The 23,948-nt window shown below is 38.2% G+C and carries 17 protein-coding genes; 8 read left to right on the forward strand and 9 right to left on the reverse strand.

Annotated elements, in window-relative coordinates:
* The first annotated feature begins 114 nt into the window (after nucleotides 1-114).
* Nucleotides 115-2,568, forward strand: a complete 2,454-nt coding sequence (locus PGN18_RS22030; protein WP_335321734.1) for a transglycosylase domain-containing protein — start codon at nucleotides 115-117, stop codon at nucleotides 2,566-2,568.
* Between the two features lie 174 nt (nucleotides 2,569-2,742).
* Nucleotides 2,743-5,916: a peptidase MA family metallohydrolase gene (locus PGN18_RS22035; RefSeq protein ID WP_335321735.1), complete on the forward strand. Its 3,174-nt coding sequence runs from the start codon at nucleotides 2,743-2,745 to the stop codon at nucleotides 5,914-5,916.
* Between the two features lie 151 nt (nucleotides 5,917-6,067).
* On the opposite strand, the gene PGN18_RS22040 is transcribed toward PGN18_RS22035, so the two are convergent.
* Nucleotides 6,068-6,418 carry a GIY-YIG nuclease family protein gene (locus PGN18_RS22040; RefSeq protein ID WP_335321736.1) on the reverse strand — a complete coding sequence of 117 codons (351 nt, stop codon included), beginning with the start codon at nucleotides 6,416-6,418 and terminating at the stop codon, nucleotides 6,068-6,070.
* A gap of 133 nt (nucleotides 6,419-6,551) precedes the next feature.
* On the opposite strand from PGN18_RS22040, the gene PGN18_RS22045 reads away from it, so the two are divergent.
* The 4 genes from PGN18_RS22045 to bioD all read left to right on the forward strand — a co-directional run bounded on the left by PGN18_RS22045 (nucleotide 6,552) and on the right by bioD (nucleotide 9,661).
* Complete coding sequence (locus PGN18_RS22045; RefSeq protein ID WP_335321737.1) at nucleotides 6,552-7,328, forward strand: XRE family transcriptional regulator; 777 nt, start codon at nucleotides 6,552-6,554, stop codon at nucleotides 7,326-7,328.
* Nucleotides 7,329-7,407: 79 nt separating this feature from the next.
* Nucleotides 7,408-7,860 carry a hypothetical protein gene (locus tag PGN18_RS22050; protein ID WP_335321738.1) on the forward strand — a complete coding sequence of 151 codons (453 nt, stop codon included), beginning with the start codon at nucleotides 7,408-7,410 and terminating at the stop codon, nucleotides 7,858-7,860.
* A 70-nt stretch (nucleotides 7,861-7,930) separates the two neighbouring features.
* Entirely contained in the window at nucleotides 7,931-9,052 is a 1,122-nt protein-coding gene (locus tag PGN18_RS22055; RefSeq protein WP_335321739.1) for an aminotransferase class I/II-fold pyridoxal phosphate-dependent enzyme, read from the forward strand.
* Nucleotides 9,053-9,661, forward strand: coding sequence for a dethiobiotin synthase (bioD, locus tag PGN18_RS22060; protein ID WP_335321740.1), 609 nt, complete (start codon nucleotides 9,053-9,055; stop codon nucleotides 9,659-9,661).
* Between the two features lie 85 nt (nucleotides 9,662-9,746).
* On the opposite strand, the gene PGN18_RS22065 is transcribed toward bioD, so the two are convergent.
* The 8 genes from PGN18_RS22065 to PGN18_RS22100 all read right to left on the reverse strand — a co-directional run bounded on the left by PGN18_RS22065 (nucleotide 9,747) and on the right by PGN18_RS22100 (nucleotide 22,313).
* Nucleotides 9,747-10,646 carry a glycerophosphodiester phosphodiesterase family protein gene (locus tag PGN18_RS22065; RefSeq protein WP_335321741.1) on the reverse strand — a complete coding sequence of 300 codons (900 nt, stop codon included), beginning with the start codon at nucleotides 10,644-10,646 and terminating at the stop codon, nucleotides 9,747-9,749.
* 248 nt (nucleotides 10,647-10,894) lie between these two features.
* Nucleotides 10,895-12,304 carry a calcineurin-like phosphoesterase family protein gene (locus PGN18_RS22070; protein WP_335321742.1) on the reverse strand — a complete coding sequence of 470 codons (1,410 nt, stop codon included), beginning with the start codon at nucleotides 12,302-12,304 and terminating at the stop codon, nucleotides 10,895-10,897.
* 65 nt (nucleotides 12,305-12,369) lie between these two features.
* Nucleotides 12,370-14,010 carry a DUF5689 domain-containing protein gene (locus tag PGN18_RS22075; protein ID WP_335321743.1) on the reverse strand — a complete coding sequence of 547 codons (1,641 nt, stop codon included), beginning with the start codon at nucleotides 14,008-14,010 and terminating at the stop codon, nucleotides 12,370-12,372.
* Between the two features lie 22 nt (nucleotides 14,011-14,032).
* On the reverse strand, nucleotides 14,033-15,598 hold the full coding sequence (locus PGN18_RS22080; protein ID WP_335321744.1) for a SusD/RagB family nutrient-binding outer membrane lipoprotein: 1,566 nt from the start codon (nucleotides 15,596-15,598) through the stop codon (nucleotides 14,033-14,035).
* Between the two features lie 11 nt (nucleotides 15,599-15,609).
* Nucleotides 15,610-19,107 (reverse strand): SusC/RagA family TonB-linked outer membrane protein, encoded by a 3,498-nt coding sequence (locus PGN18_RS22085; protein WP_335321745.1) that lies wholly within the window; start codon nucleotides 19,105-19,107, stop codon nucleotides 15,610-15,612.
* 123 nt (nucleotides 19,108-19,230) lie between these two features.
* Nucleotides 19,231-20,229 carry a FecR family protein gene (locus PGN18_RS22090; protein WP_335321746.1) on the reverse strand — a complete coding sequence of 333 codons (999 nt, stop codon included), beginning with the start codon at nucleotides 20,227-20,229 and terminating at the stop codon, nucleotides 19,231-19,233.
* 223 nt (nucleotides 20,230-20,452) lie between these two features.
* A complete protein-coding gene (locus tag PGN18_RS22095) occupies nucleotides 20,453-21,019 on the reverse strand; it encodes an RNA polymerase sigma factor (RefSeq protein WP_335321747.1) in 567 nt (188 codons plus the stop codon).
* 64 nt (nucleotides 21,020-21,083) lie between these two features.
* Nucleotides 21,084-22,313, reverse strand: coding sequence for a sterol desaturase family protein (locus PGN18_RS22100; RefSeq protein WP_335321748.1), 1,230 nt, complete (start codon nucleotides 22,311-22,313; stop codon nucleotides 21,084-21,086).
* Between the two features lie 161 nt (nucleotides 22,314-22,474).
* Here PGN18_RS22100 and PGN18_RS22105 point away from each other — a divergent pair, with 161 nt between their 5' ends.
* Entirely contained in the window at nucleotides 22,475-23,233 is a 759-nt protein-coding gene (locus tag PGN18_RS22105; protein ID WP_335321749.1) for an ROK family protein, read from the forward strand.
* 87 nt (nucleotides 23,234-23,320) lie between these two features.
* A partial coding sequence (locus PGN18_RS22110; RefSeq protein ID WP_335321750.1) for an NAD(P)-binding domain-containing protein occupies nucleotides 23,321-23,948 on the forward strand: 628 nt, incomplete at its 3' end.

Here is a 23,948-nt window from a genome sequence, read left to right on the forward strand (position 1 = left end):
GCATCAATAATTTAAATATAGAACTAAAAATAAGTAAAGTAAATACGTTAATTTGCATATAGAGTTTTTTATATTTATCGCCACAGCTTTTACCTAAAGATTATCTTATCCAATATGTTTAAAGAGATAAAAAACAAGTACTTACGTTATTTCGCCATAATTTTATTTTTCATAATAATTTTCTTCTCCGCTTTGCAATTAAACTTTTTATGGTTGTTTGGCTATTCACCTAGTGTTCGGGATATTAAAGCACCTACTCTACGCGTGGGTTCGGAGCTTTATACAGCTGATGGAAAACTGATTGGAAGATACTTTAAAGAAAACAGAACGCCTGTAAATTTCAATGATATTGCACCGAGTGTAATACATGCCTTGGTTGCTACCGAAGATGTACGTTTTTATAAGCATTGGGGTATTGATGTGCAAGCTGTTGGCCGTGCAGTTGTGGGTTTAGGAAAAGATGGGGGTGCCAGTACCATTACCCAACAATTGGCCAAAAACCTTTATCGCACGCGTTATAATAAATCACAGGGGTTATTAATTAAAATACCTTTGGTAAGAACCTTGATTGTAAAGCTGAAGGAGTGGATGACGGCGGTAAAGTTAGAAGCTAACTACTCTAAAAATGACATCATCACGATGTATCTGAATACTGTTTCTTTCGGTAACAATGCTTACGGTATAAAAACAGCCAGTCGGATTTACTTTGATAAGGAAACTAAAGAGCTGGCCACTACGGATGCGGCAATGCTTGTGGGGATGCTAAAAGGAACAACCCTATATAATCCAACCAAAAATCCTGAAAAAGCCTTGGAAAGAAGAAATGTAGTGCTTGCGCAAATGAACAAGTACAATTACCTCAGTAAGGATAGCTTAACTCAATTATCAAAGGAGCCGATTAAGTTAAAAGAGGGTAAAATGCAGGATGGCAGCGATGGCGATTCTTATTTAAGGGCAGCTGTGGCAAAATATTTGGAGAAATGGTGCACCGAAAATGGTTACGACCTTTATGAGGATGGATTAAAAATTTACACGACTATTGATTCAAAACTGCAAAAATATGCTGAAGAAGCTGTTGCCGACCAGATGAGAATTTTACAGCGCAGGTTTTATAGTGTATGGGGCAACGAAGACCCCTGGTACGATTCGGAGAAACAAAAAGTTGATTATCCAGATAGAGCGATGAAAAACCTGCCGGTTTATGCGCTTTTGCAAAAGAAGTTTCCCAACCAACCAGATTCTGTTACCGCCTATTTTAATAAAAAGAAAAGAATGCAGATTTTCACTTATAAAGGCGATCGCGATACCTTATTCTCAACTTTAGATTCGATCCGTTATTATGGAAAGATCATGAATACCGGGATGATGACCATGGAGCCTGCAAGTGGTAAAATTAAAGTTTGGGTTGGAGGTATCGATCACAAGTTTTTCAAATACGATCATGTTAATCAGGCTAAACGCCAGGCAGGTTCTACCTTTAAACCATTTGCATATTTAACCGCTTTAGAACAAGGCATGAGTCCTTGTGATAAATTTACTGATAAACCGGTAAAAATTGCTTATCAGGATAAAGGTGAAACGAAATATTGGGAGCCAAAAAACGCCGATTATAGTGTTTCGTACCGCGAAATGAGCTTGCGTTGGGCAATGGCAAAATCAGTGAATACCATTACTGCACAAGTAACTGAAAAAGTGGGCTGGGATAATGTGGTAAAGTATGCGCATGAATGCGGCATTGATAGCCATTTAGAGTCTGTACCGTCGGTAAGTTTAGGTTCAAATGACGTTACCGTTTACGAAATGGTAAAAGCCTACGCTACCTTTATGAATAAAGGGATTAAAACAGATCCTATCTTAGTAGAGAAAATTACTGATCAGGATAACAATTTAATTGATGAATTTAAGCCTAAAACAAAAAGGGTTCTGACAGAAGAAATTGCATGGTTAATGACCTATATGTTCCGTGGGGGTATGGAAGAGCCGGAAGGTACATCACAGGCATTGTGGGAATGGCCAGACCTATTTAGAAAAAATAATCAGATTGGTGGTAAAACAGGTACCTCGTCCGATTATGTAGATGCATGGTATATGGGCTTAACCAAAGATTTAGTGACCGGTGTTTGGGTGGGTTGCGACGAAAGAACTGCGCACTTTAAAAATGGCGAGCAAGGAGAAGGATCGAGAACTGCCCTGCCTATTTTTGCCAAGTTTATGGAAAAGGTATACCTCGATCCAAAATCAGGTTATACCTATGGTCCCTTTCCAAAAGCTACGGTTGACATTACCAGAACCTACAACTGCCCTAGTCCACGGATTATCAGAGATACGACATCAACCGATAGTGCGGTGGTAGATTCTACTGATTTTGCTGTGCCAGAAACGGAAGAAACCACTATTCCGGTAACTGTTGAACCTACTGAAGTGAAGAAAGAAGAAAAGAAAGCTGAACCTGCCCAAACGCCTGAAACACCAACAGCCCCATTAACTAAAAAAGAAGAAAGAGAGCTGAAAAGACAGCAACGACGTGAAGAAAAAGAACGGAAAAAGACCGAGAATAACCAGCCTTAATTTTAATGCGATAAGATAAAATAGGCCAAATGCATAATCAATCTGCGCTTATGTACAGAAAGCCATAAAAAGTGTTAAAATATCAATACTTTTTTAAACTATTGCTATTTTTATTTTCCAAATCTCGACCGCTTCATTATTGTAAATTATTGAAATTATACTAAAAACACATATATGAAAATAGGCTCTACTTTGTTAAGGCGATATTGTTCCCTGTTGCTTCTGCTTATTCTTTCTTTTTCGGTTAAGGCCCAATACTTCGGACAAAATAAAGTGAGGTATAAAAAACTCGACTTCAAAGTTTTACAAACTCCCCATTTTGAAATCTACTATTATATCAAAAACGATAAACTTTTAAAACGCTTTTCGCAAGAAGCCGAAACATGGTACAAAATGCACCAGGAAGTTTTTAGAGATACCTTTTTGAAAAAAAATCCTATAATTCTATACAATAACCATCCTGATTTCCAGCAGACGACGGTATTGAACGGAGAAATCGGTATTGGTACTGGTGGGGTTACCGAGGCACTAAAAAATCGGGTAATTATGCCAGTTATGGAATTAAATAGTCAAACCAGGCACGTTTTAGGACATGAGCTGGTTCATGCTTTTCAATACCATTTATTGCTGGAAAAAGATTCGATCAGTTTAGAAAATGTTGGTCAAACACCCCTATGGATGGTTGAAGGTATGGCAGAGTATTTATCAATCGGGAAAAAAGATGCATTTACTTCCATGTGGATGCGCGATGCCATGTTGAATCGCGATATTCCTTCATTAAAGGATTTAACTAATTCCAATAAATATTTTCCTTACCGTTACGGACAGGCTTTTTGGACCTACATCGGTTCGCAATACGGCGATACCACCATTGTTCCGCTCTTTAAAAATACTGCAAAATATGGTTATGAAAATGCCATTAGGTATACATTCGGTTATGATGATAAAACATTGTCGGGTTTATGGAAAAATTCGATCGATGCACATTATAAGCCGATGTTGAAGGCAGATAGTTCGCAAATTAAAATTACCGGTACAAAAATTATTGATAATAAAAATGCCGGCAATATGAATGTTGCACCTGCTCTTAGTCCGGATGGAAAATATTTAGCCTTTATGTCTGAGAAGGATCTTTTTGGAATAGACTTGTTTCTTGCCGATGCTAAAACCGGTAGGATCATCAGAAAACTCAGCAGCCAGATTTCCAATGGACATATCGATGATTTTAACTTTATAGAATCGGCTGGTGCATGGTCACCAGATAGTAAGCAGTTCGCCTTTAGTATTTTCAGTCAAGGTAAAAACCAAATGATGATCATCAATGTTTCGAACGGAACTACGGTATCTCAAACGGCGATGGGACAGGTACAACAGTTTGGTAATTTAACCTGGTCGCCAAATGGAAAAGACATTGCTTTTTCAGGTATGGTTGAAGGGCAGAGTGATATATTTTCTTATAACCTGGATACTAAAACAGTTACCCAGATTACTAACGACGTTTATTCTGATTATGCTCCGAATTACTCTCCTGATGGTAAAAAACTGGTGTTTTCGTCAGATAGAGCAGCTATTCAGGCTAATGTGATTAATGCTGTACTACCCATAAATCTTGCTGTTTATGATATCGCTACTAAAACGGTCAGCAATTTGGATGTTTTCCCTGGAGCAAATAACCTGAATGCTCAGTTTTCATCAAATAGCCAGAATGTCTATTTTCTATCTAATAGAGATGGGTTTAGGAATTTGTATAAATACAACTTTGCCGATAATACAGTTGATCAGTTAACTGATTATTTTACTGGAATTAGTGGGATTACAGAATTTTCTCCTGCCATTTCGGTTTCTACAACCGATGACATTGTTTATAGTTATTATCGTTATCAACGTTATACCTTATATAATGCTAAGTTAAGTAGTTTTACAGCGAAACGGATTGGTAATCGCGAAGAAAATTTTGATGCTGCCATCCTTCCCCCAATGGAAAATATTGGCGTAAATATCATCAATTCCAATTTAAATAATTTTGATCGTTTCGAAAAAATAGTTGCCGACTCAATGAAAACGGTACCCTATAAACCAAAATTCAGGTTAGATTATTTAGCAAATAGCGGTGTAGGGGTATCAACCAGCCGTTTTGGAACTGGCGTTGCAGGTGGTATTGTAGGCATGTTCAGCGATATATTGGGAACTAATCAAATTATTGCCAATATTTCTGTAAATGGTGAAATTTATGATGCAGGTGGGTTAGTTGGTTACATTAACCAAAAAAGCAGGATCAACTGGGGCGCTGCCGTTTCGCACATTCCTTACGTGTCTGGTTTCAGGTCCTTTGGTTATCAAAATATACCTACTGGAGATAATACTTCTATTAATGCCCTGGCAGACAGAACGGATATTATTAGGACCTTTGAGGATCAGCTTCAGGTTTTTGGTGCTTATCCATTTAGTAAAATACACCGTTTTGAATTAGGTGGTTCATTCTCACATTATGGTTACAGGATTGATCGATATAGCAATTATTATAATTCGGCAGGTAACTACATTGGTTCAGACCGAAGCAGGATTTCTAACGAGGTAGCTTCTAATGATTATGGTATTCCATTTAATTCTTTTACACTATACCAGTTAAATGCAGGCTTTGTAGGCGATAATTCGATATTTGGTCTTACGGGACCGCTTGATGGTTTTAGATACCGAGTAAGTGGCGAAAAATATTTTGGTACTTATAATTTTGCCGGCGTAACCGCAGATCTCCGTAAGTACTGGAGGGCTAAACCGGTAACGTTTGCGGTGAGAAGTTATAATACTTTGAGAATTGGCAAAGATGCAGACAGGCTTTACCCTATGTATCTAGGTTATCCTTATCTGATTAGGGGTTACGAATCAAATTCTATTTACAAAAGCACTTCCGCACGGTCATCAGAATCTTTTGATATTAACCAGTTAACAGGAAGTAAAATAGCGGTTTTCAATTTCGAAGTTCGCTTGCCATTTACGGGGCCTAAAAAATTAACGGCTATACCTTCTAAGTTTTTATTTTCTGATTTGAATTTATTCTTCGATGCAGGATTGGCCTGGACAAATGATACCCAGGTGAAATTTAAAGGTGAGCCAACTTACACTACTGAACCTCTTTTAGATGCAAATAAACAACCAATTGTTGATGATAAGGGAAAACCAGTTACCTATCAGGCCACAACAGAGCGTGTGCCGGCTATGAGTGTAGGTATATCACTAAGGGTAAATGTTTTCGGATATTTTGTACTGGAACCTTATTATGCGATCCCTTTTCAAAGAAAAGATGTTAAAACAGGGGTATTTGGTTTAACGTTTGCACCAGGCTGGTAAGAATTGCGTCAAGATTGTTTGAGGTAAATGCCTATTCGCCGTTTGACCATTGAATATTAATTATTGCTTGAATGACGCATGGTCATTCAAGCATTTTTTTTTAGATCATGATTTCAATATTCAATCTGTAAGCATCAAACCTTAAAGTTGACTAAGAGAGGTTTGTAAATGACAGTTTAACTTGATTATTGATATTGCGGTGTAGCAAAATATTTTCGAAATCAAGGCCTATGGTTAAATCAATCCAATCTGGATTACAAGATCTTACCAAACGTTCTTTTTGCAGGCGTGTAAAGCGGCTAATTAACTTAAAGCGAACCAAAGCCTGCGCTTCCGTTTTAAATTCTTCAAAATAAACCAGACGTGTTAATTGCTGGCCATTATCAAAAAACAAGTTTGGCATCTGTTTGTAGAAATCAAGTGTTTTCATCAAATCTGAACTCATGCCTACGTGCATACTTGTGCGATTTCTGTCGGTAACGATATAAACAAACTTTTTCATGATCTTATGTTTAAAATTTAAAACTAAACTATTTAGTATACTTTCTTGCAAATCAAAATAATATTACTAACTTTATGAGCATAAAATTACTAACTATTTTAGTAATTCCAAATTTATTTTAAAATTTATTTTTATGTCAAATATTTCAAATAATTTAAAGTACCTCAGGAAGAAAAAAGGCCATACGCAGCAGAATTTCGCTGATATTATGGAAATTAAGAGATCGCTGATTGGGGCTTATGAGGAAGACCGGGCGGAACCTAAATATGAATTGCTAAAAAAAATAGCTGAATACTTTGATCTTACCATTGATGAATTCATCAATGAAAAAATATCTGACAGCTGGAAACCTAAGCCAAAAAGCCAGGGATCTAACCTTCGGGTGCTGAGCATTTCTGTAGATCAGAATGACCGGGAAAACATAGAACTGGTTCCAGTTAAAGCAAGTGCCGGTTATTTGAACGGTTTTTCAGATCCTCAATATATAAGCGATCTACCTAAATTTCAACTTCCATTACCTGCATTAAGACAAGGTACCTTCAGGGCTTTTGAAATCATGGGTGATAGTATGTTGCCTGTTCAACCGGGAAGTATCATCATCGGTGAGTACCTGGATAACTGGAATGAAGTAAAAACGGGTGAAACCTATATCGTGATTAGTAAAAATGAAGGTGTTGTGTATAAAAGAGCAGGCAACCGTTTTAGGGAGAATAAAGATTTAAAATTGATATCAGATAATAAGGTATATGATCCTTACACCATTGCTGCAGATGATATACTGGAAATATGGAAAGCCAAAGCTTATATATCTACATCATTACCCGAACCTGCACCGGATCCAACAATGGAAACGCTTACACAGATGATGGCGCAGATGCAGAAATCAATTTCTCAATTGAATAAAAATTAACATTTTTTTAACAAGTGCCGATTAAACTGTTTGGATTTTTATACATCTATTGATTTAACAAACACATAAAAAAAATAACATGAAAAAGGCAATTTTAACAGTAGCAATTGCGGTAATGGGTTTAACCGCTGCATTTGCTCAAGACACAACCAAACATGTAAGACGGGCAATGCCTAAAATAACTGCCGAGCAAAAAGCAGAAAGGGTAACTTCCAGATTGGAGAAACAACTTAGTTTGACCAGTGATCAAAAAAGCAAGATTTACGCCATTGAGCTGGAAAACGCAAAGAAAATGGAAGCGTGGAGATCTGCTGATAAAGGCGATATGAAAGGCAAGATAAAAGAACGCAAAGCAGCAATGGATGAGCAAAAAGCTAAAGTAGATGCTATTTTAACTGCTGATCAAAAAACCAAAATGGATGCTTTCCGTGCCGAGGCAAAAGAAAGAGGCGAGAAAATGAGAAAAAACATGGGTGCCAGAGGTAAGAAAGATAAAGAACCAGTGGTTTCTAATCCGCCTGCACAAGGATAGATGATAAAAAGTAATTAATAAATTTTTAAAAGCGTTTCGATTATTCGGTACGCTTTTTTACTTTTGAGCGATGCGTAATGTTGAACGGTTTATTGGCGATAAACTTCAGGAACGGAAAGATAACCTTTCGATCAGAAGTTTATCAACAAACATCCCTCCTGTTGATTTTTGTTCTAACGATTATTTGGGTTTTGCCAGATCTGGTGAATTAAAGCATATGATTAACTCTACCCTTGCATCCATGCAAAATCACCTGAATGGAGCTGGGGGGTCAAGACTATTAAGCGGAAATACCAGGTTTACAGAAGAGACTGAAGCATTCATTGCCGATTTTCACCAGGCAGAAAGCGGATTGATCTTTAACTCTGGTTATGATGCAAATGTTGGGCTCTTATCTAGCGTACCGCAACGGGGAGATACCATTATTACAGATGAGTTGATTCATGCGAGTATTATAGATGGCTGTAGGTTAAGCCATGCTACGCGATTTAAATTTTATCATAACAATATCAACGATCTTGAGAGCAAATTAAAACTGGCAAAGGGAAACATATTTGTTGTGGTAGAGAGTGTTTATTCTATGGATGGCAATATAGCCCCATTACTGGCATTATCAGATCTTTGTGAACGCTATAAGGCTAACCTGATTGTAGATGAAGCCCACGCGACCGGTATTTTTGGTGCAAATGGCCGGGGATTAATCAATCAACTTAATTTAACTAAACAGGTATTTGCGCGCATTGTAACTTTTGGAAAAGCATTAGGTGTGCACGGAGCAATAGTTTTAGGAAGTCAAAACCTACGTCAGTATCTTATTAATTTTGCCAGATCGTTCATTTATACCACTGCTGCCCCCATTCATAATATTGTAGCGGTTAATTGCTCATATCAATACTTATCTAAAATTGATCATCAGTTAATTCATCAAAAAATTACCTTATTCAGAAAAGCGTTAAAAGAAAATCATATCAAAACACTTAGTAGCGAAAGCGCCATCCAGGGTATTTTGTTTTCATCGAATGAAGCAACCAAACAAGCCGCCGCCAACTTGCAAAGCAAAGGTTTTGATGTAAGGGCAATATTGAGCCCCACAGTAGCGCTAGGTAAAGAAAGGCTCAGAATCTGCGTTCATACCTATAATACTGATGAAGAAATTATTTCATTGGTTAATTACCTCAAAGAATTAAATTAAATGAACAAATATTTTATTACTGGCATTGGAACAGGTATCGGGAAAACATTAGTTAGTGCTATTTTGACCGAGAAATTAAAAGCCGATTATTGGAAACCAATCCAATCGGGAGATTTAGAAACCAGCGATAGCATAACAATAAATCGTTTAATCAGTAATAGCCGCACCGTTATCCACCCTGAAAGTTATAGATTAACACAGCCCCTATCGCCCCATTTATCAGCCAGATTAGATGGTGTTGAAATCGACCTTAATACAATCAACTTACCTGCCACCAACAACAATTTAATTATTGAGGGCGCTGGCGGATTAATGGTGCCTTTAAACGATAACGAGCTGATTGTAGATCTGATAAAGAAATTGGAAGTAGAAGTGATATTGGTTTCACAAAATTATCTGGGCAGCATTAACCACACATTATTATCCGTCAATTTACTTAAACAATACGAAATTCCTGTTAAAGGAATTATTTTTAATGGCACTGAAAATGAAGAAACCGAAAGATATATTCTCCGATATACCAAAATAAAAAAGCTAGGTTATATACCTAGCTTAAATCAGATTGATAGCGTACATATTGCCTCGGTTGGAGAAAATATAGTGATTTAAATGATAAGCGTTGATCGAGATCTGCAATCTCGACCAATAAACATTGATAATCTACTATTACCAGGTATTTCCAAATAGCAGTTATTTATTTAGCTTGCACTAAAATATCCGGATAATCAGAAATAATTCCATCTACATGTAAAGACTTTAGTTTCTGAATATCAGCCAAGGTATTGGCTGTCCATGGAATGATTTTCACCCCATCTTCGTGTGCCTTGTTAACCAGTTCTTCATTCACCATTTGCCAAACCGGACTCAAAATAAATGGCTTAAAACCTAAATCGGCTATATTCTCTTCGTATGTTTTTTTATTGGCAACCAAAAAAGAAGTCTTAATTTTTGGATATTTCTCATGGATGATCTGGATAGTTCTTTTATCAAAAGATTGAATTACAACGAAATCTGCAATCTTTTTCTTGATGATCACATCCATCAAAAGTTTCACAAATTTATCCGGTTTAGGATTGGTAATTCCATCACCACTTTCACTGCATTTAGTTTCGATGTTGTAGAAAAACTGTTTACGTTTATTACTTTTGATATCGCGTTGTACGGCATCGATCAGATCAGAAAGTAGAGGTAAATGTGTTTTTATTTTTTGCTGTTGAGGGAATGGTGCAAAATATTTAGTGCCCAGGTCAAATTGTTTAATTTCGGCATAATCCATTCCGAAAATGCAATATTTCTTGGCAGCTGTTGCCGGAATATCTTTCCCATCAGGTGTAAGCATAAAAGCCGGGCTTAGGTAATCATCATGTGTAACCACCACCTTACCATCTTTTGAAATATGGGTATCCATTTCCAAAGTGGTAATGCCATCAATTTTCATGGCATTTAGCATAGCCTCAATGCTGTTTTCAGGCATTAAACCTCGTCCACCACGGTGCGCTTCTGCACTAAATGCCGGGAATTTAACTTCCTGACTTTGCGATTTTATCGTTAATGAGGCCAAAAGAAGAATTACTGCTGTTTTTTTTAGTTTCATATCAAAATTGGTATTTTATAAATTCTTTAGCAATTATCGGTTGTCAACACCTGACATTTAAATTAATGTGATCATTTTGTCCATTGTAAGATGGTAACATCTTAGAGCACAATATCCAGTAGTGCAATGAAATTGTGCTGTTGGTTGTTACCACCTGAAGTTTAAAATTAATCTAACCCTTGCTTAGCTGCCGCACGGTAACCGCTAACAACACGATAGTAAATTTTAGAATTACATTTCCTTAAAAGTTACGCATCCATTTCTGCCTCAAATTTTTCTCCGAAACGATCGGTGACCACTACTTTTACCTTTTTAACTGAAGGCCCAAAATGTGCCAAAAATAAATGATCCGTAGATACCGGCTCAACAAAGGGCCTTGGGTTTGGCAATTTATCGCCTTTGTACAATTTTACCGCTAAAGGATCAAATCCATCCTGAATGGACAAAGCTCCCATTGCTTTTCCATCTAAAAAATATTCGACTTTCCATTCCGGATCATAATTCCAAACATTGGCAATCAATCTTTTTTGATTGGTTAGGGTATCGACATAAATACTTAACTGTTTTTTTCGGTCTTCACCTGTTGACTTATAATACCATTTCAAATCTGTTCCGTTCACCTCATAAACGCCATAGCCGCGCGGCGTTCCGTCGCCACAAATAGGCCCTGTCCACCAACCTCCACATACCGTACCATGGTTATGCTCATAAATGCCATTTTTAATTACATTTTTATTAAAGTGTGTATGGCCTGACATAATGTGCACGTTTTTGAAATCTTTTAAAACAGCATAAAAATCTTCATTGTTTTTTACAGCATTGTGTACAGGAATATGCAGACAAATAATGAGCAACGCATCTTTTTGAACAAACTGCAAATCCTTAGCCAGCCATTCTAACTGTGTTGGGGTAATATATCCATCATAAGTCCGCTCTACACCTAAATAACGTACATCATCTAAAACCACATAGTGGGCCTTTCCCCTGTTAAAAGAATAATAGGTTGGTCCGTAATGCGCCTGAAAAGTACGGTCGGAAGTATCATCGTCGCCCATGCGGTAATCCATATCGTGATTGCCGAGGCACTGAAAAAAAGGAATGCCGATTTGTGCAACAGCTTCATCATAGGCGGGAAAAAGTGCTAGGTTGTCCCATACCAGATCACCTACGCCAATGCCATGAACGGGTGTTTTACCCATTCCCCTTACCACTTCACGCGTATCAGGTACCGAAGTTTCCATCATCTGTTGAACATCTTTTTTATTTTTGACCTGTGGATCAGCCCAAATGATAAAGTTATGTTTATTGTCGTTCTGTTTTAAGGGTTTAAGGTCGAAGTTTAATTTGCCTGCCGTATCTGGTTTATAATAGTGACGCGCAATACTGCTTTCGGTTTTAAACTCATAACCTGACGGTGTGCTGATCCATACAAAACGGGCCAGTTCATGTAGTTTTAGTTCATAATTGCCGCTCTTGTCAGTTTGTACTACGCTATAGCCATCAGAAATGACTACACCTGCTACTGCTTTACCTTTGCTGGTTACTGTTCCACTTATCAGGCCATCAACAGCCAACAACGATGAAGGAAAGGATTTTAAACTAACAAATAAGGAAGAGGTTAATAAAGTTGATTTTTGTATAAATGATCTTCTGTTCATGGTGAAGTAAAAATGGATTATAAACGGCAAGGAAAACCTAAAGGCTTTCCTTGCGGATAGGATAGTTATTTTAACCTGGTTGGTGGAATGGTATCTGTACGGATGTACTCTCCGGTTACTGCATTTAAAATTTTCACCAAAGATGTTCCCTCAATATCTTCGAGGGTGGATGAGGTATTAAGATCAATATCAGATTGGCTTCTGGCTTTAACCCATTTCCCCAATGATGGATTATAAATGCCGCCAAGTTTATTCCAAAAACCTTGATCAGCAGGTAACTGATAATTGAAGCACAGCGTATTTTCGCCACTTTTGTAATATGGCTGAGGGACAAGTGTGATTGGATTGATCTTATCGTAAAAGTCGGTATTGGCGATTTTGTAGCCTACTGAAGGCGCATTATACAAACTGCCACCACCACCTATAAAAATCACATCTATCGGTGCCGTATTCACATTAACCGTAGTGCCTTCAAAAATGGCAAAGCCTGAAGCATTGCCCGAATTGGCAAATAAACCCGAGGTATATAATCCAAAACCATCACCATTACCTGCAGGAGCTTCGGCTGGGGTGGCCAGAGTATAATTTTTAGCCCTGATCCAATTGGCAGATGCAATTGATTTTGATTTTGATCCATTGATCATTTTAGAAGATCCACCCACATAAAAGAAGGTACCTTTAGCGGCTTTACCAGAAGTTAAATCAAACTTATAGGTTCTGGCTACTAATCCTACCGGGTTTTTTAATACATCAGCACCGGTTGCCCACCCTTTTATCGGGAATACACCTGTTGGTGATGATGCGCCTGCGTTATTTGTGACCACTACGCAGAAAGGAGTTACCGAAAAGTCAATATCTCTGGTGGCCATAAATTGCATGTATTCATAATTTCCATCACCACCTTCGGCATCAGCCATATAACCTGTAATAATAGCCGAAGCGATATCTGGTGTAGAACTTAAGGCAACAGCATCTTTAATGGTGCGCATTCTATGATGCGGTTTTAATGTGCCGTTTGCAATAACAGTATTAAAGATGATGCCATAATAATTTCCATTGAAATTAAGTCCACCCGTATTGGCAAAAGTAGCAGTTGCCTCCGTGTGCAGCGTAAAGTTATCAAAGCCATCATTAATGGTCTTATCACCGGAATAGGTATCGTTAGCGCCAGCGCCGGGCTCAAATCCTGCCTTTACAATCGCAACCAGCGTACTTTCGTAATCGTTAGGTTTGGCCAGGATAAAACTACTACCAACCCTATTGGGTGGAATGGGTAAATTGGATGCAATTTTGGTAACAGCACTGGCTGGAACACCCGTAACCTGCAAAATCCCATCTACCCTGTTTAATATGGCCCCTTCAACTTTGATCCCAACAGAGTCACCAGGAACGTATTTTGAAGCATCAGCACCTATGGAAATGGAGATACCCCTAATTAAACCTAAACGTCGCCTATCTTGTATAATCAGGAGTCCTTCAGGCAGGTTTTTACCCGAATGATCTGATATGACCACACCGGTTATGCTGCTTGAACCAAACATATTCTCATTGGTTAGGGTAACAGCTGATCCTTTATAAAGGTTTCTTAAATCATACAGTGGTACATAATCACCTATAACACCACCAGGATAATTTGATTTCTTACACGCAGACCATGTTAAGGCCAGCGAGAGAAAGGTTAGGCTATAAAATATTATCTTTTTCATTTTGATCATTTTTAATTATAGGTTACGGTTTTTGCCACCACACGTTTGTATTAATGGCATCAGGCCCCTGTTCTGTTACTGCCAGTTGGTAATTTGTTGGATTTGCAGACTGTACATAAACCGGATAGGTCATCCGTGCAGGCATTACGCCGCCATTTCTTAAACCTGGTCCTTTTGGTAAAACCGGGTGACCGGTGCGTCGGTATTCGAACCATTGTTGCATATCGACGAGAAACAATGCGAAATATTTCTGCAAGTGGATCTGTTCCATTTTACCTTCTGTAGATTGCGTATTGTCCCAATCGATATCGGCATCGGTAACGTATTTGGTAAAAGCTGCAGATGTTGTTGAGGTAGTGAATGCTGGTACCCAATAATTAATGGCATTGGCAATACCAGCATTATAATAATTGGCAGCTGATCCTTTTATCCACCCTTTTACTGCAGCTTCGGCCAGAATGAACTGAAGCTCCGCGTAGTTCATTAAAATCCCCGTTTTAGCTGATTGTTGTAAAGATTTGGCACCATAAGTACTACTGCCAAGGGCTTGATCATATGAATAAAAGTAAGCCTGTTTTACCACTCCTGCTCCAACGGCATAACCACTTGGTACCCCGGAGTAGCCCTGTAACCCCTGCGCAATGCCTAATCTGTTTGCGCCACCATCACCATTTGGCGAATTGGCATCGATACGGGGATCAGCCCAGTCTCTTAAATGCTCAATAAAAAAGCTTCCAATTGCCGGAGATCTGAAATCCTGTACCCTTACTCCGTTTACATAAGGATTAACATAGGGATCCGTTCCGGTTAAGCCAGTCCATGGTAAAGTTGCCGATTCGCTATTGTTTGCCATAACCGGATAATTACCCGGATTGGTATCTACAATTTCCTTGATCTTGGCAATTGCCTGTGCAGAAACTTCCGCCTTTCCAGATACCCTTAATAACAACCTTAAGTATAGTGAATTGCAGAATTTACGCCATTTTGCAATATTGCCTTTAAATACCGGATCGCTCAACGGGCTGATCGGCGCGCCTGAACTTAACAAAGTATTGGCTTCCTCCAGTTTCTTAAACATATCCAGATAAATATCCTTCTGCTTATCAAATTTTGGTTCTAAAACGCCAGTATTTCCTTCATTCGATTGAAAATATGGGATATCGCCATACGTATCTGATAACATGGAGTAGACCCACGATTGGCAAACCAAAGAAATGCCCTGGTATGATTTATTTTCCATGCCAGGTTTACCCGCCAATTTATAGATATCTTTAAAGTTGGTCAGCTGAACATACCAGGCATTCCATAAATAGTCAGAAAAGGTACTTCTGTATTCGTACCTAAAAACTGTTCCGTCACCATCGCTGATACTAACCGTTACCTGCATCAATTCGTTATTGAAATTACGGTTTCTGATCATTCCGCTGGTTAATGTATTAACTAATGCCGGTGCCAGTAATTTGTCGGGTGTGGTTGTCAGGATATTGATCGGATCGGTGTTCACTTCCTGAAAATTTTTATCGCATGATGAAAGTGTTGTAGCAGACAACAATAAAGCTGCAGTAATTTTATATAGATTCTTTTTCATGTTTTAAAAGATTATATGCCAATTGATAAATTAAAACCAAAAGTTCGGGTTGATGGGAATTGACCGATCTCAAAACCCGTAACGATATCAGAGCCGCTAAGCGTTCCAAATTCCGGATCGAACATTGGCCATGGAGACCAAATGAAAAGATTACGGCCATAAACCCCAAAAGTTGCAGAGGATAGACCAATCCTTTTAAGAAAACGTGGATTGAACCTATAATTTAAAGAAGCTTCCCGAAATTTAATAAAGTCCGTACTGAAAGTACTGCCCTCCGCGTTATCTGTACCGGCATGCGAGCGGTAATATTCGTCGATATCGTAAGCAACTGTAGTATTTGGAACATAAGAGCCATTTGCCAGCTGGACCACACCATTACCCACAATACCATTATATCTACCAGGGAGTGTGCTGGTTAATTTACCCTGCTCCACCATTTTATAGTTTAACAAAGAGTGTGCAACGGCGCCTACCTGCGCATCAAACAGCACGTTTAAACTGATATTACGGTAAGCAAATGTACTTCCAATACTGAATTTGTATTTAGGCATGGTATTGCCCAGGTATACCACATCATTGGTGATTTTTGCAAATCCAGTGGTAGCATCATAAACTACATTGCCCTGTGGATCGCGCACATATCCCCTGCCATATAAATCGCCCATGCTGCCACCCACTTTAGCCACAATTTGTCCCCCTGCTACAGGACCTGTACGTAGAATAATAGAACTATCAGATAATGCTTTAATGACGTTGGTATTAGATGCAAAAGTGGCATTCATCGTCCACTTAAAACCTCCTTTAGTAACGATCGGCGTTCCGTTTAAGGCTACCTCAACGCCCGAATTATTTACCTGTCCTGCGTTAATCAGCGCCTGGTTATACCCTGTTGAGCGGTCGACTATTCTGGTTAAAATCTGGTTTTTGGTATTGCCGGCATAAACAGCTACATCAAAACCTAACCTGCCTTTAAATAAACTTACTTCTGTACCTACCTCGTAGGTGGTGGTTTTAAGCGGTTTTAAATTTTCGTTTGGTAAAATGGTTGGGTTTACAAGCGAGCTATCTGGATATGTGCCGTTTGATGCCAAGGAATAGGTATAAGCTGTACGGTAAGGTGTGGTACCACCGCTACCCACCTGCGAAACTGAAGCCCTTAATTTAGCAAAACTAACAGCTTTAGGCAGTTTAAAGAATTCTGAAAGTACAAAACTGGTGCTGATTGCTGGATAGAAAAAACCAACATTATCTGTTCTGGTTGCCGTAGCCAATACACTGCTCCAGTCTTTACGTCCGGTAAGCTCCACATACCAGTAATTTTTATAGTTGGTAGATAAAACACCATAAAAACTATTGATCCTATATCGGCTGGTATCCGGAATTGAAATTAATGAATACAGGTTGTTCGTTAACTCGTAAATATTTGGTACAGTTAAACCATCTGCACGCAGATCAGATTTATTATATTTATTTCTCAACTCACTTCCACCAAAAGTAGCATTGATACTAAAATTTTTATTGATTTTTTTATCATACCTTAACAAGAAATCAATGTTGGTTTCCTGGGCATTAATGTGCTGTTGCCGCGTAGAACCTTTAGGTAAACGACTCCCCGAATCGTAAGGACGATCCTGTGCACGTCTCTCGTTTGAATAATCGATACTAGACCTCAACAATAAGCTCAACTCCTTGGTAAACTGATAGCTGGCCTGAATATTTGCAGTGATGTTATTACGCCTGGTTCTATTAATAAATTCGTTGACAACTGCATAAGGGTTTTCAGGGAACGAACTAAATGGATATTTAATTACTCTATTTTCCTGACCATTTGCCCAATAGTTTTTGATCCAGTCTAAACTTGCATTCGGTTGCCAGAATATAAACCAGTACATTAACGATTGATTACCATAACCTGCACCAGGTAAGTTATCGCTAAACCGGTTACCATAATTGATTTTAGTAGCGATCTTTAACTTAGAGGTCACATCGGTATTGGTTGATAAATTAAGGGTAGTACGCTCAATGCCGGTGTTGGGCACAATCCAGGTGTTATTTTGATTGGTAACCGAAAAACGGGCAGTAGTATTTTTATACCGTCCATCTAAACTCAGGGAGTTAGTTAAATTATCTCCAGTGGTAAAAAAATCCCTGATCTGGTTTTTATAAGGTACCCAGGGTGTTCTGGTTTTACCTGCAGTTTGTGTAACCGGATCGTATTGGAAAAACATCTGGCCATCAAAACGAGGTCCATAGGCTGAGCTGGTTCCGCTTGTACTTGCACCATCGGCACTTGCCCCATAAGAATAATAAGCCGCGCCATCTAATCCCTGTCCATACTCGTACTGCATATCCGGCCAACGGTTTACCTGTTCAAAAGACCCATTAGAAGTAAATCTGATATTTACTTTTTTGTGTTTTGAGCTGCCAGATTTAGTAGTGATAATGATCGCACCATTTGCCCCGCGCTGCCCATACAAGGCGGCAGCCCCTGGTCCCTTCAATACCGTTACGCTTTCGATGTCCTCCGGGTTGATGTCGTTAATCGAGCTTCCATAATCAGCCGGCATGTTATCACTCCCGGTACCATAAACGCCATCAGAACTGTTGGCTGTACGCCTACCACCAGAATTGTTGATGACTACTCCATCCAAAACAATCAAGGCTTCATTATCGCCTGTCAGGTTGTTCTCGCCCCTTAAGATGATTTTGTTTGAACCTGCCGGCCCACTGTTGGATCTGATCAGGTTTAGACCGGCAACCTTGCCCGAAAGCGCATCGGTCCAATTGGTAGAAACCGCTTCGGTTAATTGGTTGCTATCAATCTTAGTTACCGCGTAACCTAAAGCTTTTTCTTGTCGTTTAATACCTAAAGCAGTAACTACCACTTCATTTAATGAATTATCGGCCTGTATCAGTTTAAAATTTACACGGGTGGTTACTCCAATGTTAACCTTCACCTGTTGTTTTCTTGCGACTTCGTAAGAAATAAATCTTGCTTCAACAGTATAAACGCCTTCGGCTACATTTAGGTTATATTCGCCGTTGCTATTGGTTTGTCCAACCACGTTCAGTTCAACAATCTTGATGGTAGCGGCTGGAATAGGCCCGTTGTTTTCATCAACAACCCTACCGCTAATTTTACCAGTGGTGATGTTTTTCGAAATAATGAGGATATTGCTGCTGCCACTGGCTTTATAGGTAAAAGGCATTCCTTTTAAAAGCAGATCAAGTGATTCAAAAAGCGATCGCGTTCCCCTGGAAACATAAACCTTTTTCTGGTCATTGAGCTGGTTATTATTATAGGCAATGTGATTTCCACTAAGCTTTTCTAAATTTTCGAAAGCTTTTTTTAGGGTAATGCCATCCGCTTCGAATAAAAAATTTTTATTGCTTTGGGCATGGATGTATGGTGAGAAAGAGAGCATATTCAACATCATTATGGTCGTTATCACCATAATTTTTGAGGGATACTGATGGAAATTTTTAATCCATCGGGTATTAATTTTCATATCTTTACTAAGTTTTACTTTGTCAAATGAGTATACAGTTTTCAGGGCTTGAAATGTGTCCAGCATTTTGAGCCATTTTTCGTTCTGGTAATTTTATATCATATCTATCTCTATAGTTTGCCGTTAATAAATAATTACTTTATTTTCATAGATGGTATATTTTGAATCAGAAAGCTTAGTAATTACATCCATAATCTGCTTTACCGAACATTTATCAAACTTTGCGGTAAGTTTTACGTCTTTTAAAGCTTCCTTTTTAATTTCTACATCGAGATCATACTCACGCGCAATTACATCGGCGATTTCGCTCAGGGGTTTATCGTAAAAAAAGATTTTATATTCCCTCCAGCTATCAAAATCAACTGCGTTTACCTTTTTCTGGTTAGCCTGTCCATTATTTTTGTTGATGCTTAGTTGTTGATTTGGTAAAAGGAACTGTGCAGGAGCTGTTTTTTTATGATTATTAAACATTACCCCTACTTTACCCGTTTGCACTGTGATGATGATATTTTTTAACGATGGATAAGCACTAATGTTGAATGATGTACCCAGAACGGTCGTGCTTACTTTTCCGGTATTTACAATAAAAGGCTGCTTGCTGCGGTGTTGCACATCAAAAAAAGCTTCCCCTGATAAATAAACAATACGTTTACTGGTATTGAAATTTAGCGCATAGTGGATTTTACTATCGCCATTTAAATAAATGTTAGAACCATCCGGCATGGTTACCAGTCTTTTCTGCCCACGTGGATTGTAAATTTCATGGTAAGCAACAGCTCCTGTTTTTTTCTGGTGAAAAGTATTAAAATAAAGTATCGGCAGTAAAGCAATTACCATGATTGCGGCAGCAATTGTGAAGTAGCTGCGGTAATTGATTTTTTTTATAACTGGCGTTTTTTCGCCACTATCATCAATATGCTGTTGAATGGCCAACCAGCTTTTTTGCTGATTAACGGGTTTGTTTAAGGAATAATCTGCTGCTTCAAAGGCCTGTAAGGTCTTCCTGAAAATCTGCTGGTTCTCCTGGCTGCTTTCCACCCAGATCAGTAAATCAGTTAGCTCTTCACTGCCAATAGTTTTTTTGCTGTAATGTTCTATTAATCTGTAGTAACCTTCGTCCATTTAGTTGTGCTGTTCTGAGTGTAAGACAGATTATTAGATGCACATACGTAGCGAAAAAGATCAAGTTATTGTTAACAAATCGTTAAGGATGAAGAATGGCGCATCGGTCTAATGAATGGAGAATGTCAAAGAATTATTCCATCAGCGGAGATATGAACAAAATAATAGAGATCTGCTTCTGTTGGTTTAGATTAGTAGCTAACTATCCAGGTTTCAATGAGCATTATATCGTTGAACGGTCAGTAGTGAGCGATCTGAAGTTTTTCACGGCCTGGTAAAGTAACGTTTCTACCGTTCTGATCGTTATTCCCAGTAAATCTGCAACGATGTTTTTCTCAAGCATGTCAATGCGGCTCATTAAAAGTACCTCCCTTTGCCGATCTGGCAACAAGTTAATCAAATCCATAATTTCGGAATAAGATTCCCTACTGGTAAGCTGTTCGTGAGGGTTTAAATAAGTATCGGGATAATTGAGTGTATCTTCGCGATCGTTTATACTTAGGGTATGGAATTTTACCCGTTGAATTTCATTAAAGGCCAGATTTTTGGCTGCAGTGAACAGGTATTTTTTGATCGACCTGATCTGCAGTTCCTTTTTTTTATCCCAAAGCTTCATAAAAAGATCAGCTATAAGTTCTTCAGCCCTATTGTAATCTTTAATATAGATAGAAGTAAATTTGCATAAAGCCGGATAATACCTGTTGAAAAGTGTTTCTAAGGCCAGACTGTCTCGTTTGATCATTAAAAACATTAAATCTTCATCACTTTTACTTAAATATACGTCCTTCATCTTGCCAGCAAAAGTAGCCCGGCAACGTTACGGTAATATTAAGTAATCTTTTCGTTTAGGTTACCTATGTATTAATTGTGTTGGATTGGTAGTTCAATACGTGTTTCTTATATAAGCTGTTCAAAGAAAAATTACGCTCCAGAATAATCAATCCTACAACCGGAAATATCAAAAACTCAATCACATTAAAACTGTAGAAAAGATAACCGAATACCAATATCAGCCGGAAGCATTCCAGGTAATAAATCCACTTACGTTGTTCTAATAATGCCCCAATATTAATCAGCGTCACCAAAGTAAACGTTAATATAGCTATCTTATGTACCAAAGTTAGTGACTCGTAGAACATAGTAGTACCCGTAAGCATTGCTACTATGCAGATTAACTGGATATTTAAATAGGTTTTAAATTTAGGTTTAGACTGAGGAGATTTTTTATGTTGAAAATAACGTTGTTCTAAAATGGGTCTTATATTTTGATCCATCAAAGCAGGGCTGCCAAAAATAGCATTCCACTTGGCCTTATACCCGTTTGCGCGCCGATAGGCTTCTCCTATTTCTAAATAATAATGAAAATGCTGCCAAAGGAAACTGTAACTTTTAATAGGATGTGTTAAGCCATATTTTGGCGCTTCTTCTTCTTTTTGGAAGGTACCGAAGAGTTTATCCCAAAAAACAAAAACATCCCCATAGTTTTTATCCAGATATTTCTCATCCGATGCATGGTGAACGCCGTGCAAAGAAGGCGTAATCAATATGTTTTCCAACCAGCCCAGTTTACCAACCAATTGGGTGTGCGTAAAAAATGAGTAGGCCCCATGAGCTAAGAGTATAGTGATGATCATATTAGGATGAAAACCCAATAATGGTAATATGCACCAAAATACATTTCGGAAGATGGCCTGGATGGTGGTAATCCTGGCAGCTGCCGATAGGTTAAATTCTTCACTTTGGTGGTGCACAATATGGGCGGCCCACAAGAAATTAATTTCATGACCTAACCTATGGTACCAATACCAAACAAAATCGGTTGATAGCAATAACAATATCCATACATACCAATGAGTAGAAATATCAAAAATGGCGTAATTGGTATATACCCAATTATATACCTGATAAAAACTGGCTGCAATGAATAAATTTAACAACCTTTCGGCAATACCTACACTAAAATTTGCAACCGTACTCTCGTATTTAAAAATTTTAGCCCTCTTTTGGTATTGGGCGATCTTAAATTCAATAAATACAAAAATAAAAAACGCTGGAATAGCAAATGCAAGGTAGTTTATCGTCATAACAATTTATATCTTTTCAAATTAACGGAACAAACTTAAATATATTCTACTAAATATATAGATTTTATAGAATAAATTATTACCAATTAATTAATCAATCTTTATTTTATGTTTGCCATTTTAATTTATTTGTAGAACTTCGGAATTATAAATAAAGCATTATGGCTACAGAGCAAAAAGTTGAAAACAACAATATATTATCGATTGATATCGGTGGCACAAGTATAAAAACGGTCCTTTTGGATGAAAGCGGCACTATGCTTAATGAATATGTGAAAAGTAAAACACCATCCGAAGCTACCCCTAAAGACATTGTTAACGGAATAGTAGATCTCGTTAAACCTTTCCCTCAAACGTTCAACCGCATTTCGATTGGTTTTCCAGGCTATGTAAAAAACGGCATTGTAAAAACTGCACCTAATCTGGCGAAAAACAAATGGGAAGATGTTGATCTCGCGCAACGCGTTGCCAATGTACTGGGCCATCCCGTGCGTTTGGTAAACGATGCCGACCAACAGGGATTAGGCGTGGTAGATGGCAAAGGTTTTGAGATTGTTTTTACTGTGGGTACTGGTTTTGGAACGGCACTATTATTTGATGGCGAATTACTCCCTCATTTAGAACTGGCGCATTTTCCAATCAATAAAGAAGAAGATTACGACGATTATATCGGAAATAAGGCTTTTGAAAAAATTGGTGCTGAACGATGGAATAAGCGGTTAAAAAAGATCATCGAAATTTATAAAACAGTTTTCAATTATGATTCGCTATATATTGGTGGCGGCAATTCTAAACATATCGATTTTAAATTAGAAAACAATATAAAACTGGTAACCAACAGAGACGGAATCAAAGGAGGCGCTAAACTTTGGAAACTGGCCGATAAGTATAACATTTTCACTGTTGATCCTAATAAATAATTAATCTTTTATTACAATCATTTAACAACAATAAGTCCGATATTAATTTGTAAACCCTAATTTTGGATATATTCTAAAACACAAAAAATGGCAAATAACGATTCTGAAAAATATAAATTGGGAATGATCGGTTTAGGCACAATGGGCCGAAACCTGTTACTAAATATGGCTGATAAAGGCTTCTCGGTGACCGGGTATGATAAAGATACCAAAATGATTGCTAAGCTTGAAGAAGAAGGTAAGGCACATCAGCTGGAAGGTTTTAATGATATAGAAAGCTTTATTTCTAGCTTACAAACGCCACGTACGCTTATTTTATTGGTACCTGCAGGCCCGATTGTAGACAGCGTTATTGCCGAATTAAAACCACTGTTAAGCCAAGGCGACATCATTATTGATAGTGGAAATTCACACTTTACAGATACCAACCGCCGTGTTGACGAGTTAGAAAAGGACGGCTTACACTTCTTTGGAATGGGTATTTCTGGTGGTGAAGAAGGTGCACGTTTTGGTCCGAGTATGATGCCAGGTGGCGATAAACAAGCATACAATATAGTAAAAGATGTGTTTGATGCCGTAGCTGCGAAAGTAGGCACTGATCCATGCGTAACCTATATTGGTCCGGGCGCTTCTGGTCACTTTGTTAAAATGGTACACAACGGTATTGAATACGCCATTATGGAGCTTATTGCCGAAGTATACGGGATCCTAAAAA

It is taken from the genome of Pedobacter terrae (assembly GCF_036946585.1).
GTDB classification, from domain to species: Bacteria; Bacteroidota; Bacteroidia; order Sphingobacteriales; family Sphingobacteriaceae; genus Pedobacter; species Pedobacter terrae_C.